The organism is Caballeronia sp. INDeC2 (assembly GCF_023631325.1).
In the GTDB taxonomy this organism is placed as follows: domain Bacteria; phylum Pseudomonadota; class Gammaproteobacteria; order Burkholderiales; family Burkholderiaceae; genus Caballeronia.
In genome coordinates this window covers 141,432-156,630 of sequence record NZ_JALQDG010000040.1, presented here as the reverse complement: position 1 = coordinate 156,630, position 15,199 = coordinate 141,432, and the positions used below count along the sequence as shown (strand labels likewise).

Annotated in this window: 14 protein-coding genes; 11 read left to right on the top strand and 3 right to left on the bottom strand. The window is 62.5% G+C overall.

Annotated elements, in window-relative coordinates:
• Positions 1-346 precede the first annotated feature (346 nt).
• From NCS28_RS25170 to NCS28_RS25125, 10 genes are all read left to right on the top strand, one after another.
• Positions 347-1,306, top strand: coding sequence for an SGNH/GDSL hydrolase family protein (locus NCS28_RS25170; protein WP_250516494.1), 960 nt, complete (start codon positions 347-349; stop codon positions 1,304-1,306).
• 108 nt (positions 1,307-1,414) lie between these two features.
• The gene (locus NCS28_RS25165) at positions 1,415-3,799 is read left to right on the top strand and encodes a bifunctional salicylyl-CoA 5-hydroxylase/oxidoreductase (protein WP_250516493.1); all 2,385 of its coding nucleotides are present in this window, start codon (positions 1,415-1,417) and stop codon (positions 3,797-3,799) included.
• 2 nt (positions 3,800-3,801) lie between these two features.
• Entirely contained in the window at positions 3,802-4,563 is a 762-nt protein-coding gene (locus NCS28_RS25160; protein ID WP_250516492.1) for an SDR family NAD(P)-dependent oxidoreductase, read from the top strand.
• The gene (locus NCS28_RS25155; RefSeq protein WP_250516491.1) at positions 4,560-5,120 is read left to right on the top strand and encodes a MarR family winged helix-turn-helix transcriptional regulator; all 561 of its coding nucleotides are present in this window, start codon (positions 4,560-4,562) and stop codon (positions 5,118-5,120) included. Before NCS28_RS25160 ends, NCS28_RS25155 begins: the two co-directional genes overlap by 4 nt.
• An 11-nt stretch (positions 5,121-5,131) precedes the next feature.
• Positions 5,132-5,983 (top strand): enoyl-CoA hydratase family protein, encoded by an 852-nt coding sequence (locus NCS28_RS25150; RefSeq protein WP_250516490.1) that lies wholly within the window; start codon positions 5,132-5,134, stop codon positions 5,981-5,983.
• Complete coding sequence (locus tag NCS28_RS25145; protein ID WP_250516489.1) at positions 5,984-7,165, top strand: acyl-CoA dehydrogenase family protein; 1,182 nt, start codon at positions 5,984-5,986, stop codon at positions 7,163-7,165.
• A complete protein-coding gene (locus tag NCS28_RS25140; protein WP_250516488.1) occupies positions 7,162-7,611 on the top strand; it encodes an acyl-CoA thioesterase in 450 nt (149 codons plus the stop codon). Before NCS28_RS25145 ends, NCS28_RS25140 begins: the two co-directional genes overlap by 4 nt.
• Entirely contained in the window at positions 7,608-8,003 is a 396-nt protein-coding gene (locus NCS28_RS25135) for a RidA family protein (RefSeq protein WP_250516487.1), read from the top strand. Before NCS28_RS25140 ends, NCS28_RS25135 begins: the two co-directional genes overlap by 4 nt.
• 12 nt (positions 8,004-8,015) lie before the next feature.
• Complete coding sequence (locus NCS28_RS25130; protein ID WP_250516486.1) at positions 8,016-9,653, top strand: AMP-binding protein; 1,638 nt, start codon at positions 8,016-8,018, stop codon at positions 9,651-9,653.
• Between the two features lie 85 nt (positions 9,654-9,738).
• The gene (locus NCS28_RS25125; RefSeq protein WP_250516485.1) at positions 9,739-11,346 is read left to right on the top strand and encodes an ABC transporter substrate-binding protein; all 1,608 of its coding nucleotides are present in this window, start codon (positions 9,739-9,741) and stop codon (positions 11,344-11,346) included.
• 11 nt (positions 11,347-11,357) lie between these two features.
• Here the strand turns inward: NCS28_RS25125 and NCS28_RS25120 are convergent, their stop codons facing one another.
• A complete protein-coding gene (locus tag NCS28_RS25120; protein WP_250516484.1) occupies positions 11,358-11,597 on the bottom strand; it encodes a hypothetical protein in 240 nt (79 codons plus the stop codon).
• Positions 11,598-11,968: 371 nt separating this feature from the next.
• Between NCS28_RS25120 and proP the strand changes: the two genes are divergently transcribed.
• Complete coding sequence (proP, locus tag NCS28_RS25115; RefSeq protein WP_250516483.1) at positions 11,969-13,441, top strand: glycine betaine/L-proline transporter ProP; 1,473 nt, start codon at positions 11,969-11,971, stop codon at positions 13,439-13,441.
• Positions 13,442-13,453: 12 nt separating this feature from the next.
• Here the strand turns inward: proP and NCS28_RS25110 are convergent, their stop codons facing one another.
• The gene (locus NCS28_RS25110; protein WP_250516482.1) at positions 13,454-14,080 is read right to left on the bottom strand and encodes a DAK2 domain-containing protein; all 627 of its coding nucleotides are present in this window, start codon (positions 14,078-14,080) and stop codon (positions 13,454-13,456) included.
• Positions 14,081-14,090: 10 nt separating this feature from the next.
• Positions 14,091-15,101, bottom strand: a complete 1,011-nt coding sequence (locus NCS28_RS25105) for a dihydroxyacetone kinase subunit DhaK (RefSeq protein WP_250516481.1) — start codon at positions 15,099-15,101, stop codon at positions 14,091-14,093.
• Positions 15,102-15,199 lie beyond the last annotated feature (98 nt).

Sequence of the window (15,199 nt, the reverse complement as noted above, 5' to 3'; positions counted from 1 at the left end):
GCTGCGAGTCCAAGGTCAGTGCGATGCTTCGCGGTCCCCGCTGCAACGAGGCATCACCTTACGCGGCATCGTGAGCCGCGCAGTCAATCCGCCATTCAAGGAACCATTGCAAGCTCCAAGTCGATATTTTTCCTGCAACGAGTGCATCGTGTCTGTCAAATTCGACTCAATTTTGTGATGTTTTCACTATTACGACGACGAACGCTCGATCGGCAGACGGACATGGCGGCGCCAGACCCGATGTTCCGCGACAAGGTCTTGGCGATTTCCGTCGAAAGGGTACGCGTCCGTTTCCAGAAAGTACGCTCGCATGCGCAGTGCCGACAATTACTCCAGAGGAGACACCATGAACCGGACTCAAGCATTTTTGACGGCAATCGCCGCCAGTTCGCTGCTGACTGCCTGCGGTGGCGACACTTCTTCTGGCGTCGCAAGTACCGCGGTCGCTGCCGCGCGTTCATCGCCGAACCTGGTCGCGATCGGCGATAGCCTCACGCAGGGAGTCGGTTCGGATAGCGGAGGTTATCCTGCAATATTGTCCGGCATGCTAAATAATCGTCCCTACGCTAACCTCGGCATCGGAGGACAAACATCGACGCAAATTGCAGCGCGGGTCGGAGCACTGCCATCCTCAGTGACGCTCGACGGCAACGCGCTGCCGGCAAGCAACACGGCGGTCCGTTTATCGAGCCTGTCGATCGATCTGTTGTCGACACCCGCCGATGACGCCGCTCGCAGCAAGCCGGGAACGCTCTGTTCGGTACATGGCGCGCTCCAGCGGACGGCGGACGGCGGCCCGCCTTCGACGACCGAAACCTATAGCTTCACGCGTGACAGCGCCGGATCGGCTGTGCCGTGTTCCGCTGGATCGGCATTCCTTGCCGACGCGGAGGGTTATGACATGTGGACCGCGATCATTTGGGTCGGTCGCAACAATGCCTTCGACGAGCAGACTGTGATTGCGGACGTGAAGTCTATCGTGCAGTGGCTCAAGCCAGCTGGCGCGCACTTCGCGGTGCTTTCGATCACCAAGGGCGATTTCAGCGACGAATATATCGGCGGCGAGGCCGCGAAATATATCGACGATCTCAACGCGTCCTTGAAAACGGCGTATCCGGATAACTTCATCGACGTCGAAACCGTGCTCGTCAGTTCGTACGACCCGAACCTTCCCCAGGACGTCGTGGATCACAACCACAACATCCCGCCGACTTCGTTGCGTTCCGACCCGGTGCATCTCAACGACGCCGGATACAGGATCGTTGCGGGGCAGGTGAAGACGCTGATCGCATCCAGGAACTGGTAAAAGGGGGAATCTCCGATTCGAACACCAGTTCGCCTCACCATTTACTTGACATCTAAACTATCAAACCCTAAATTACCTACTCGAGGAGACAACAGTCGGAGAGCAAGCATGCGCATCGTCTGCATCGGCGGAGGCCCGGCGGGCCTGTATTTCGGGCTTTTGATGAAGCACCGCCACCCCGGCTACGACATCACCGTCGTCGAGCGCAACCGCCCATACGACACGTTCGGCTGGGGCGTCGTGTTCTCCGACCAGACGCTCGGCAACCTGCGCGCGGCTGACCCGCAAAGCGCCGGCGCCATCCTCGATGCCTTCAATCACTGGGACGACATCGAAGTCCACATCGGCGGCCGCACGATCCGCTCGTCGGGACATGGCTTCTGCGGCATCGGCCGCAAACGTCTGCTGAATATCCTGCAGGCGCGTTGCGAAGAACTCGGCGTGAAACTCGTGTTCGAAACGCAAGTCCTGAACGACGAAGACTATGACGCCGACCTCGTCATCGCGAGCGACGGCGCAAACAGCGCGGTCCGGCAAAAATACGCATCGACGTATCGACCGGACATCGATCTGCGCGATTGCCGCTTCGTGTGGCTCGGCACGAACAAGTGCTTCGACGCCTTCACGTTCGCGTTCGAAAAGACCGAATGGGGCTGGTTTCAGGCGCATGCCTATCGTTTCGATGACAGCATGTCGACGTTCATCGTCGAAGCGCCCGAGCGTGTATGGCGCGCGGCCGGCCTCGCCGACATGAGCAAGGAAGACGGCATAGCGTTTTGCGAGAAGCTCTTCGCGAAGTATCTCGACGGCCATGCGCTGATATCGAACGCCACGCACTTGCGCGGCTCGGCGCAATGGATCCGCTTTCCGCGCGTGGTGAATCGCGAATGGGTGCATTGGCGCGATGGCGCGAACGGCAAACGCACGCCCATCGTGCTGATGGGCGATGCGGCGCATACCGCGCACTTCTCCATCGGTTCGGGCACGAAGCTCGCGCTCGAAGACGCGATCGAACTCGCGAACAGCATCGACACTGCATTTGCAAGACAGCACGGCGATCTCGAAGGCGCGCTCGCGCATTACACGCAGGTGCGCAGCGTCGATGTCCTGCGTATCCAGAACGCCGCCCGCAATTCGACGGAATGGTTCGAGCATGTGGACCGTTACGCTACCTTCGAACCCGAGCAGTTCGCGTATTCCCTGCTCACGCGCTCGCAGCGCATCTCGCATGAAAATCTGCGCGAACGCGATGCGCGCTATCTCGCCTCCTTCGAAGACTGGCTCGCTGCCCGCGCGGGTATCGAGCGCGATGCGCAGCAACGTTCCGTGCCGCCGATGTTCACGCCGTTCAAGCTGCGCGGCGTCACGCTGAAGAACCGCGTGGTCGTATCGCCGATGGCGCAGTATTCCGCCGTCGATGGCCTCGCGGGCGACTATCACCTGATGCATCTCGGCGCGCGCGCGATGGGCGGCGCAGCGCTCGTGATGACGGAGATGACGTGCGTATCGCCCGAAGCGCGCATCACGCCGGGATGTCCCGGCATGTACGCGCCGGAGCATCTTGCCGCCTGGGCGCGCATCGTCGATTTCGTGCATGCGCAGTCGGATGCGAAGATCGGCATGCAGCTCGGTCATGCAGGCGCGAAGGCATCGACGCGCGTGAGCTGGGAAGGCATCGATCAACCGCTTGTCGATGGCAACTGGCCGCTCGTGTCCGCCTCGCCGCAACAGTATGTGCGAGGCGTGAGCCAATGGTCGCGCGAGGCGTCGCATGAAGAACTGCGCGAGATTAAAGCGCAATTCGTGCGGGCCACCGAAATGTCCGCGCAAGCGGGCTTCGACTGGCTCGAACTGCACTGCGCGCATGGCTATTTTCTGTCGAGCTTCCTGTCGCCACTGACGAATCATCGCACCGATCAATACGGCGGCTCGCTCGAAAATCGTCTGCGCTATCCGCTCGAAGTATTCGCGGCGATGCGCGCGGCATGGCCGCAAGACAAGCCGGTGTCCGTCCGCATCTCCGCGCACGATTGGGTCGATGGCGGCACGACGCCCGACGATGCTGTCGAGATCGCACGCGCATTCAAGGCAGCGGGCGCGGACATGATCGACGTGTCGTCGGGACAGGTCAGCAAGCAGGAAAAGCCCGTGTATGGCCGCATGTTCCAGACGCCGTTCGCCGATCGCATCCGCAACGAAGCGGGTATCGCGACGATCGCAGTCGGTGCGATATCGGAAGCGGATCACGTGAACAGCATTATCGCGGCGGGACGCGCGGACCTCTGCGCGGTGGCGCGTCCGCATCTCGCGAACCCATCGTGGACATTGAACGAAGCCGCGAAGATCGGTTACTTCGATATCGCATGGCCGAAGCAATACACCGCCGCCAAATCGCAACTCGAACGCAATCTCGAACGCGAGCGCGCGCTGGCCGCCGACAATGCGCGCCTCACGCCACAGGAACGCGTGCAACGCGCCGAAGGAACGGTCTGATCATGACGGCCCTCGCAAATAAGCACGCGGTCATCACGGGCGGCGGCAGCGGCATCGGCGCATCCTGCGCAGCGGCGCTCGCTCAGGCAGGAGCGCGCGTCACTTTGATGGGCCGCGATATCGTGCGCCTCGAAGCACAACGCGAAGCCATGCGCGCTCATGGCGATGTCGCGTGCATCAGCGTCGATGTGACGAACGAAGCTGCAGTAGAAGAGGCATTCTCGCGCGCCGGTCCCGTCGACATCCTCGTCAACAACGCAGGCCACGCGCAAGCCGCGCCCTTCACGCATACCGATGCCGCACTCTGGCAACGCATGCTCGACGTGAACCTCACCGGCGTGTTCTTCTGCACGCGCGCCGTGCTGCCTTCCATGCTCGAACGCGGCTATGGCCGCATCGTGAATGTCGCGAGCACGGCGGGGCAAATCGGCTATGCGTACGTCGCCGCTTATTGCGCGGCGAAGCACGGCGTCATCGGACTTACACGCGCGCTCGCCGCCGAAGTCGCGACGAAAGGCGTCACCGTCAACGCAGTGTGCCCCGGTTATACCGAAACCGAACTGCTGCGCGCGTCGCTCGATCAGATCATGTCGAAGACCTCGCGCAGCGAACAGGACGCGCGCGATGCCCTCGTGCGGCACAACCCGCAACGCCGCTTCGTGCAACCGGAAGAAGTCGCCCACGCCGTGCTATGGCTGTGCGCGCCCGGTTCCGCTTCGATGAACGGCCAGTCCATTTCCGTATCAGGTGGAGAAGTCACGTGACCCACGCCGCACGCAACAAGAAAACGACCGCAACGACGGAGCCGAAAACGCCGCGCAAGGGCATCGAAAAGCCCGCGGAGAACGTCGTCGATCTGGAGATGAGCACGGGCGTCGACAGCCACATGGGATTGCGCCTGTGGCTGCGCATGCTGACGACGACGAACCTCGTGCAGGCCGAATTACGCAAGCGCCTGCGCATGGAGTTCGATACGACCTTGCCGCGTTTCGATCTGATGGCGCAGCTCGAACGCCATCCGGAAGGCCTGAAGATGACAGAGCTGTCGCGCCGCATGATGGTCACCGGCGGCAACGTGACGGGCATTACGGATCAGCTCGAAAAAGAAGGGCTCGTCTCGCGTTATACCGATCCGAACGATCGCCGCTCGATCAGCGTGCGTCTCACGCCGCAGGGCCGCGTCGCATTCGACAAGATGGCGGCCGCGCACGAGCAATGGGTCGTCGAAATGTTCGGCGGCCTCGAACTGAATGAAAAATCGCAGACGCATCAGCGGCTCGGCAAGCTGAAGCAGCACTTGATGAATACGCTAAAGGACTGAAGGAGATAGCGATGACCTCATCCGCCGCCGACGCGCTTCTCGCCGGCAATCGCACGACGCTCGCGGATTATCGCGCGACGCACTTCGGCTGGTCGGTGACGAACGGCGTCGCGACCATCATGCTGAATCGCCCCGAGCGCAAGAACCCGTTGACGTTCGAGTCGTATGCGGAGTTGCGCGACCTGTTTCGTCAGCTCGCGTATGCGACCGATGTGAAAGCTATCGTGATTCACGGCGCGGGCGATAATTTCTGTTCCGGCGGCGACGTGCATGAAATCATCGCGCCGCTCATCGACTTGCCGATGCCCGAGCTGCTGCTCTTCACGCGCATGACCGGCGATCTCGTCAAGGCGATGCGTCATTGCCCGCAGCCGGTCGTCGCCGCCGTCGACGGCGTCTGCGCGGGCGCGGGCGCGATTCTCGCGATGGCGTCGGACATGCGTCTCGGCACCGCGCGCAGCAAGCTCGCGTTCCTGTTTGCGCGCGTCGGCCTCGCGGGCTGCGACATGGGCGCATGCTCGATCCTGCCGCGCATCATCGGTCAGGGACGCGCGGCCGAACTGCTCTTCACGGGCCGGTCCGCGAGCGGCGAGGAAGGCTATCACTGGGGCTTCTACAACCGGCTCTGCGCGCCCGAAACCTTGCTCGATGAAGCCGCGAAGCTCGCATCCGAACTCGTTGCGGGCCCGACATTCGCGCATGGCATCACGAAGAAGATGCTGCATCAGGAATGGAGCATGAGCATCGACGAAGCGATCGAATCGGAAGCGCAGGCGCAAGCCATCTGCATGAGCACACGCGATTTCGAACGCGCTTACCGCGCGTTCGCCGCGAAGACGCGCCCCGAGTTCGAAGGAGACTGAATGAACGTCGACCTGCACAGCGCGCTCGCGTGGCCCTTCTTCGACGAACGGCATCGCGAACTCGCGCGCAATGTCGATGCATGGGCCGACGCGCATCTCAAGCACGTCGATCATGCCGATACCGACGCGTCATGCAAGCGCCTCGTGCGCATGCTGGGCGACGCAGGCTGGCTCAAACACTGCATCGGCGGCACGCAATACGGCGCGTCGAACGAGTCGATCGATACGCGCGCCGTCTGCCTTCTTCGCGAGACGCTCGCGAAGCACGACGGCCTCGCCGACTTCGCCTTCGCGATGCAAGGCCTCGGCTCCGGCGCGATCTCGCTCGCGGGAACGGACGAACAAAAGGCGCGCTATTTGCCGCGCGTCGCGAACGGCACGGCGCTGGCTGCATTTGCATTGTCCGAGCCCGAAGCAGGCTCGGATGTCGCGGCGATGTCGCTCGATGCGCGCGTCGATGGCGATGACTATGTGTTAAACGGCGACAAGACCTGGATCTCGAACGGCGGCATCGCGGATTTCTATGTCGTGTTCGCGCGCACCGGCGAAGCGCCTGGCGCGCGCGGCATCAGCGCGTTCATCGTCGATGCGGATACGCCAGGCCTGGAGATCGCCGAACGCATCGACGTGATCGCGCCGCATCCCCTCGCACGTCTGCACTTCGATAACGCGCGCGCGCCGCGCAGCCAGATGCTCGGCGCAGCGGGCGAAGGCTTCAAAATCGCAATGCGCACGCTCGATATATTCCGCACATCCGTTGCGGCTGCATCGCTGGGCTTCGCACGCCGCGCGATGCAGGAAGGCCTCGATCGCGCCGCATCGCGCAAGATGTTCGGTCAGACGCTCGGCGACTTTCAGCTCACGCAAGCAAAGCTCGCGCAGATGGCGTTGACCATCGACACGAGCGCGCTGCTCGTCTATCGCGCCGCGTGGTTGCGCGATCAGGGTGAAAGCGTCACGCGCGAAGCGGCCATGGCGAAGTGGCACGCGAGCGAAGGCGCGCAGCAAGTGATCGACGCCGCCGTGCAGTTATGGGGCGGCCTCGGCCTGAAGCGCGGCACGGCGGTCGAATCGCTGTATCGCGAGATTCGCGCGCTGCGCATCTATGAAGGCGCGACGGAAGTGCAGCAGTTGATCGTAGGACGGGACTTGCTGAAAGCGCACGGAGCACATCAACGATGACGCGAACCTTCGATATGCCGATGCGCATCCGCTTCGCGCATTGCGACCCGGCGGGCATCGTCTATTTTCCGCAGTACCTCGTGATGACGAACGCGCTCGTCGAAGACTGGTTCAACGATGCGCTCGGCATCGACTATGCGCGCATGATCTCCGCGCGTCGCGTCGGGCTGCCCATCGTCAAGCTCAATTGCGAGTTCTCGCGGCCGAGCCGCATGGGCGAGACGGTCACGCTCACGCTCTCCGTCGATTCCGTCGGGCAGCGCTCGATTCGCATCGACATCGTCTGTCATTGCGATGGTGAAGTGCGCTTTCGCGCGAAGCAGGTTCTCGTGACGACATCGCTCGACGATGGCCGCTCGATCGACATTCCCGGCGACATCGCCCGCGCCATCGAACAGTTCGCGCCGGGCACGAGCCGCGCATTGAAAGAGGAGACACGCTCATGAAGAAGACGCTTCTGCCTTCGGGCTGGATCAAGCCGCGCGGCTATGCGAACGGCGTCGCAACGCGCGGCACGCAGGTGTTTATCGCCGGGCAGATCGGTTGGGACGAAGAGGCGCGCTTCGTCAGCAGCGAGTTCGGCGCGCAGGCCGCGCAAGCGTTGCGCAACGTCGTGGCCATTCTGCGTAAAGCGGGCGGCAAGCCCGAGCACCTCGTGCGCATGACGTGGTACGTGACCGACAAACGCGCGTATCTGGCCGCGGCGAAGGAAATCGGCGCGGCGTTTCGCGAGCTGATCGGCGATTACGACATCGCGATGAGCGCAGTGCAGGTCGTCGCGCTCATCGAAGACGAAGCACTGGTGGAAATCGAGGCCACGGCTGTTATCCCCGACTAAGCGGAGAGCACGATGGAACGGTCAGCACACGTCGATACATTCGCGCGCGATCATCTGCCGCCGCAGGAACAATGGCCGGTGTTCATGCTCGACACCGCGGATGTCGCCTACCCCGCGCGCATCAATTGCGCGACCGAGTTGCTGGATCGCGCAATCGAACGCGGACATGGCGATCGTCCCGCGGTCTGGTCCGATGTGAACGGTGCGCCACACGCGACGACTTATCGCGAGTTGCGCGCGCTCGTGAATCGCAGCGCGCATGTGCTCGTCGATGAGATGGGCTTGCGTCCGGGCAATCGCGTATTGCTGCGCGGGCCGAATACCTTGCAGATGGCGGTCGCGTTCTTCGCGGCGTTGAAGGCGGGCCTCGTCGTCGTGCCCACCATGCCGCTCCTGCGCGCGAAAGAGTTGAAGCAGATCATCGACAAGGCGCGCATTTCAGCAGCGCTTTGCGATGTGCGTCTGACGGAAGAACTGAAACGTTGCGCAACGAAGGGCGACGAGTTCCATTGCGAAGAGCTTGCGCGCGTTCTTATGTTTCATGACGACGCACCCGGTTCGCTCGAATCGCTCGCGGCGACGAAGCCCGATCATTTCGATGCCTGCGATACCGCCGCCGACGACGTGTGCCTCATCGCATTCACGAGCGGCACGACGGGCGCGCCGAAGGGCTGCATGCACTTTCATCGCGACGTGCTCGCCATGTGCGATCTGTTCCCGCGGCACATTCTCAAACCCACATCGGACGACGTGTTCTGCGGCACGCCGCCGCTCGCTTTCACGTTCGGTCTCGGCGGCCTGCTGTGCTTTCCGCTGCGCGTGGGCGCATCGACGGTATTGCTCGAAAAGCTCACGCCGGAAACGCTGCTGCGCACCGTCGAACGTTATCGCGCGACGATCATGTTCACTGCGCCGACGTTCTATCGGCAGATGGCGCCGCTCGTCGAGGGCATGGACATACGAAGCCTGAAGAAGACCGTGTCCGCGGGCGAAGCCCTGCCCGATTCGACGCGCGCGCTATGGCGCGAAGCGAGCGGCATCGAGATGATCGACGGCATCGGCGGCACGGAGATGATCCACATCTTCATATCGTCGGCGGGCGCGGACGTGCGCGAGCATGCGATCGGACGCGCGGTGCCGGGCTATGTCGTGCAGGCCGTCGACGATGCGATGCAGCCGGTGCCGCCCGGCACGATCGGCAAGCTCGCGGTGCGCGGTCCGACCGGCTGCCGTTATCTCGCCGACGAGCGTCAGACGAAGTTCGTGCGCGACGGCTGGAACCTGCCCGGCGATTCCGTCGTGATCGATGAAGACGGCTACGTCTTCTATCAGGCGCGCGCCGACGACATGATCGTATCGGCGGGCTACAACATTTCCGGCCCGGAAGTGGAAAGCGTGTTGATGCAGCACGAAGCCGTCGCGGAATGCGGCGTGATCGGCGTGCCCGATGAAACGCGCGGGCAAGTGGTGAAGGCGTTCGTCGTGCTCAATCGCGGCTTCACGGCCGGCGATGCGCTCGTCGCCGAGTTGCAGGACTTCGTGAAGCGCAATGTCGCGCCTTATAAGTATCCGCGCGCGGTGGCCTTTCTCGATGCATTGCCGCGCACCGAAACGGGCAAGCTCAAGCGCTTCGCGTTACGCTCGATGTAGCGGGAAAGAAAGACGTTTGCTTGGTAGAGTACGGGTCATGCCCGCCGCGAGGCGGCTTGCCCACTCTTCCGAGCGAACAAGAAAAATGCTTTTTTCACGACGTTTCCTTGTTGTTTCTCTTTCCGCCGCGCTTGCAATCACCGCGCAAACCGCATCGGCCGCGAGCAAGACGCTCGTGTTCTGCTCCGAAGGCAGCCCCGCAGGCTTCGATTCCGCGCAGTACACCACGAGCACGGACTTCGATGCGGGCGCGCACGCCGTCTATGATCAGCTCGTCGAATTCAAGCGCGGCACGCTCGATCTCGTGCCCGGTCTCGCGGAGAAGTGGGACGAGTCGCCGGATGCGAAGAGCTTCACGTTTCATCTGCGGCATGGCGTGAAGTTTCAATCGACGGCGTGGTTCACGCCCACGCGCGACTTCAACGCGGACGACGTCGTGTTCACGTTCAAGCGCATGATCGATCCGAACGAACCATTCCAGAAGGCGCATCCGGTCAGCTTTCCGTATCTGACCGATCTCGGCTATGACAAGAACATTGCGTCGGTCGAGAAGCTCGACGATTACACCGTGCGCATCACGCTCAAGACCGCCGATGTCGTGTTCGTGCGCAACATCGCGATGGAATTCGCATCGATCGTATCCGCGGAATATGCCGCGCAATTGCTGAAGCAGAACAAGCCCGAAGATATCAATCAGAAGCCTGTGGGCACGGGCGCATTCGTATTCCGCGATTATCAGAAAGATGCGACGATCCGCTACGACGCGAATCCGACGTACTGGAACCGCAAGGACGTGCATATCGACAAGGTCGTCTTCTCGATCACGCCGGATGCCGCCGTGCGCCAGCAAAAGTTATCGAGCGGCGAATGCCAGGTGACGTCTTTCCCGCGCCCTGCCGACATCGCCGCATCGAAGCAGGATCCGAAGCTCACTGTGCTGTCGGGTGTCGGCTTCAATGTCGCGTACGTGGGCTACAACACGACGCACAAGCCGCTCGATAACGTGAACGTGCGACGCGCGCTCGACATGGCCATCGACAAGCAGGCGATCATCAAGACCGTCTACGAAGGCGCGGCGACCCTCGCTACGAATCCGATGCCGCCTTCGCAATGGTCGTACAACAAGGCGTTGAAAGACGCGCCGCGCGATCCCGCGAAGGCGAAAGAACTGCTGAAGGAAGCGGGCTTTCCGAACGGCTTCACCATCACGCTTTGGGCAATGCCCGTGCAGCGCGGCTATAACCCGAACGCGCGTTTGATGGCGCAACTGATTCAATCGGACTGGGCGAAGATCGGCGTGAAGGCGAACATCGTCACGTACGAATGGGCCGAATACAACAAGCGCGCGAAGACGAACGGCGAGCACGACGCGATTCTTTACGGCTGGCTCGGCGACAACGGCGACCCCGACAACTGGCTCGGCACGACGCTCGGTTGCGATGCGGTTCACGGCAGCAACATGGCGAAGTGGTGCAACAGGCAGTTCGACGATCTGCTCGCGAAAGCGCGCCTCGTCACCGATCAGAACGCGCGCACGAAGCTCTATGAAGAAGCGCAAGTGGTCTTCAAGGATCAGGTGCCGTACACGCCGCTCGCGCACGCCAACATTTTTCAGCCGATATCGAAGCGCGTGCACGGCTATCTGATCAGCCCGCTCGGCGGACATCGCTTCGACGGCATCACGCTCGATTGATTGCGGTGATTTCAACCGCCGCGAAGCGACGCGTCGATACTGTCGCGCTGCTCACGCTTGCCCGATCGCGTCTTGTACGCATCGGCTGCGGTGGTGGTGGAATCGGGCGCATTGTTCTTCGCGCTCATCGCATGAACGGCGGACGCGGCATGCGATGCCGATGCGACCGTGCCTGAATCGTCCGCGAACGCGGTAACGGCTGATGACGCCGCGCTCGCGACGATAAGAACGGCGATGGTCTTCGCTTTCATGGCGATCTCCGTGAACGTGTCGATGAATCCATCGATTGCACGGCCTGTGCCAATCACGACGCACGCATTACTTTGATGCGCTGAAAGGCCCGCAAATGAAGGGGTTTCGGCGTGACGCGGGTTCATCGCCGAACCGCGCGCGTGTCGGATCGCAACCAACGCTTGCGCAATGCCTGTGCGATGCGATCCGACATCACCAACGCGCGGGTGTCGTTTTCTGCCGATTTCCAGACGCGTGAGCGAAGGCATACACGCCCCGCAATCCGCACACTCTAGAACCATCATGCCGAGGGCCGCACGCCTCATCGGCGGCTTTCTGCGCGAACAGACCGCAGTCCTCGCGTTCGCCTTGAAAATCAGGAGTGAGACAATTGAGCCTCTCGCACGAGCGCCATGCCCGCAGCAATTCGTCGCCCAATCTCACGCTGGGCGATATCACCGTCGTCGATCACGCTCTGCTGAAACGTGCCGTCGGCGCGATGGCGCTCGGCAATGCGATGGAATGGTTCGACTTCGGCGTCTATAGCTATATCGCCGTCGTGCTGGGCAAAGTATTTTTCCCGTCGAGCAGTCCGTCCGCGCAGTTGATCGCGACTTTCGGCACGTTCGCCGCGGCGTTTCTCGTGCGACCCATCGGCGGCATGGTGTTCGGCCCGCTCGGCGACAGGATCGGGCGCCAGCGCGTGCTCGCGATGACGATGATCATGATGGCCGTCGGCACGTTCTGTATCGGCCTGATTCCGAGCTATCACTCGATCGGTATTCTCGCGCCCGTGCTGCTGCTCGTCGCGCGTCTCGTGCAGGGCTTCTCGACGGGCGGCGAGTATGGCGGCGCGGCGACGTTCATCGCCGAATTCGCGACCGATGCGCGGCGCGGCTTTTACGGCAGCTTTCTCGAAGTCGGCACGCTCGCGGGCTATATCCTCGGCGCGGGCACGGTCGCGCTGCTGACCGCGCTGCTCCCGCACGACGCGCTGCTGTCATGGGGATGGCGCGTGCCCTTCATGATCGCGGGGCCGCTGGGTCTCGTGGGCCTGTATATCCGCATGAAGCTCGAAGAAACGCCCGCGTTCAAGAAGGAAGCCGAGACACGCGAGGCGCATGAACGGTCGCGTCCGAAGCAAACGTTCACGCAGCTTCTATCGCAGCAATTCAAGGCGATGATGCAATGCGTCGGCCTCGTGCTGATCTTCAACGTGACCGACTATATGGCGCTGTCGTACCTGCCGAGCTTTCTGTCGGCGACACTGCATTTCGACGAAACGCATGGCCTCTTTCTCGTGCTGCTCGTGATGGTGCTGATGATTCCGATGACGCTCTTCGCGGGCCATCTCTCCGACATGATCGGTCGCAAGCCGGTGATGCTGTGCGGCTGCATCGGCCTCTTCGTGCTGTCGATTCCCGCGCTGCTGCTCGTGCGCACGGGCGCGCTGCTGCCGGTGTTCCTCGGCCTCCTGATGCTCGGCGCGCTCCTTTCGACGTTCACCGGCGTGATGCCTTCGGCGCTGCCCGCGCTCTTTCCGACACGCATTCGTTATGGCGCGCTTGCGATCGGCTTCAATGTGTCCGTGTCCTTGTTCGGCGGCACGACGCCGCTCGTCACCGCGTGGCTCGTCGATGCAACGGGCAATCTGATGATGCCCGCGTATTACCTGATGGCCGCATCCGTGATCGGCGTGATGTCCGTGCTCGCGTTGCGCGAGACGGCGCGCGAGTCTTTGCTCGGCTCGGGGCCGTGCGTCGCGACGAAAGCGGAAGCGCTCGCGCTCACACGCAAGAAGCTGAAGGTCGTTCGATCGGACAAGCGCGTACGCGAAGTCGTCGCGCAAAAGAAGCGCGCTTGAGCGTCGATGCATTCATGCGGCAAGCGCGCTTCTCAACGCTTCGAGAAACCTGACATAAGCGGTCGCGCCCGGATCCGCGTGGCCGATGCTGCGCTCTTGCACCCACGCCGCGCGGCCCTTCTTCGATTGCATCGAGGCGGTCGCGCTGACCTGCTCGCTTGCTTTCGCGATCATCGCGTCGAGCGTGTCCGTCGCGCTGCCTTGCGATGCGGCCAACACATCGAGACTCGGCACGAGCGCATCGAGCACGGTCTTGTCGCCGACCTGACTCTTGCCGCGTTCGATGATGCGCGCCGCCACAGCCTGCCCGATCGCGAGCGCTTCCTCGCTCCCGATCGCGTCCTTGTCCTTCACCGTCTTCGCCGCAGCGAGCAGACCACCGCCGACGAGCGCCGCGAACGTCGATGGATTCGCCGTCGAAAACGCCTTGGCGGCGGCCAGCATGACTTCGTTCAGCGTCGCCTCTTCGTGCAGCGCGCCCAATGCCTTCACGACCGCCGCCGAACCCGACTGCACCGTGATCCCGAGATCGCCATCGCCGAGCGCGGCGTCGAGATCGCGGAGTTCATCGGCATGCGCGGGCAGCGCGTTCAGCGTGCGCGTGAGGATGTCCCGCAGTTCCTTGCTCGTTGCACTCATCGCACGCTCCTCAGGACTCGGTGCCGTCGCGGAAGAACGGCGAACGCGCGGGCGCTTCGAGCAGCGCTTCGAGTTCGTCGTCGAGCAGTATCACTGTGATCGATGCGCCCGCCATTTCGAGGCTCGTCACGTATTCGCCGACATACGAGCGCGCGATCTTCAGCCCTTCGTCGGCAATGAGCTTCGCCGAACGCCGATAGAGCAGATAGAGTTCCTCGAGCGGCGTTGCGCCGAGACCGTTGACGAGCAGCGCGACGCGCGAACCTTTCGGCGCCGCGAGATCGTCGACGATCTGTCGCGTGATGCGCTCGGCGATGGCATCTGCGGATTCGAGCTTGCCGCGATGCGTGCCCGGCTCGCCATGAATGCCGATGCCGATCTCCATTTCGCCTTCGGGCAGCGTGAACGTGGGCTTGCCTGCGGCGGGCAGGATCGTGGGCGAAAGGCCGACGCCCATCGTGCGGCAGTTCGCATTGGCCTTGGCGCAGATGCGCGCGACATCATCGAGCGAATCGCCGCGTTCGGCTGCGGCGCCTGCGCATTTGAAGGCGAAGACCATGCCTGCGACGCCGCGCCGGTCGGCTGCGCGGTCTTTCGGCGCGGAGGCGACATCGTCGGTCAGCACGACCGTTTTGATGTCTATGCCTTCGGCTTCCGCCAGGTCCGCTGCGAGGTCGAAGTTGAGCACGTCGCCGCCGTAGTTGCCATAGACGTAGAGCACGCCCGTGCCGCCGTTCACCGCTTTCGTTGCTTCGAAAATCTGCTCCGATGAGGGCGAGGAGAATACGTTGCCCACCGCTACGCCGCTGCATAGGCCTTCGCCTACGTAGCCGAGGAAGCCGGGCATGTGGCCGGAGCCGCCGCCGGTGACGATACCTACGCAGTCATGTTTCGGAGCGTCGGCTCGGACCAGCGCGCGGTGGTCTTCTGTCGCCGATTTGATCCATTTTGGATGGGCTATCAGTAAGGATTCGATGATTTCATCGACGAAAGTTTCGGGTTGGTTGATGATCTTTTTCATGGTTTTGTGACTCCTGTGTTTTGTCGGTTCGTGCGTTTGCGTTTGCGTGGAATCCTGTTTTCATGTCGGTCTATTAGCACTGTCCCTGTGCGGGGCAA

Excerpts from the sequence above, each read along its gene's own strand:
- NCS28_RS25165 (WP_250516493.1), top strand. The coding sequence starts at position 1,415 with ATGCGCATCGTCTGCATCGGCGGAGGCCCGGCGGGCCTGTATTTCGGG.
- NCS28_RS25145 (WP_250516489.1), top strand. The coding sequence starts at position 5,984 with ATGAACGTCGACCTGCACAGCGCGCTCGCGTGGCCCTTCTTCGACGAA.
- NCS28_RS25130 (WP_250516486.1), top strand. The coding sequence starts at position 8,016 with ATGGAACGGTCAGCACACGTCGATACATTCGCGCGCGATCATCTGCCG.
- NCS28_RS25160 (WP_250516492.1), top strand. The coding sequence starts at position 3,802 with ATGACGGCCCTCGCAAATAAGCACGCGGTCATCACGGGCGGCGGCAGC.
- NCS28_RS25135 (WP_250516487.1), top strand. The coding sequence starts at position 7,608 with ATGAAGAAGACGCTTCTGCCTTCGGGCTGGATCAAGCCGCGCGGCTAT.
- NCS28_RS25140 (WP_250516488.1), top strand. The coding sequence starts at position 7,162 with ATGACGCGAACCTTCGATATGCCGATGCGCATCCGCTTCGCGCATTGC.
- NCS28_RS25125 (WP_250516485.1), top strand. The coding sequence starts at position 9,739 with ATGCTTTTTTCACGACGTTTCCTTGTTGTTTCTCTTTCCGCCGCGCTT.
- NCS28_RS25170 (WP_250516494.1), top strand. The coding sequence starts at position 347 with ATGAACCGGACTCAAGCATTTTTGACGGCAATCGCCGCCAGTTCGCTG.
- NCS28_RS25150 (WP_250516490.1), top strand. The coding sequence starts at position 5,132 with ATGACCTCATCCGCCGCCGACGCGCTTCTCGCCGGCAATCGCACGACG.
- NCS28_RS25110 (WP_250516482.1), bottom strand. The coding sequence starts at position 14,080 with ATGAGTGCAACGAGCAAGGAACTGCGGGACATCCTCACGCGCACGCTG.
- NCS28_RS25120 (WP_250516484.1), bottom strand. The coding sequence starts at position 11,597 with ATGAAAGCGAAGACCATCGCCGTTCTTATCGTCGCGAGCGCGGCGTCA.
- NCS28_RS25105 (WP_250516481.1), bottom strand. The coding sequence starts at position 15,101 with ATGAAAAAGATCATCAACCAACCCGAAACTTTCGTCGATGAAATCATC.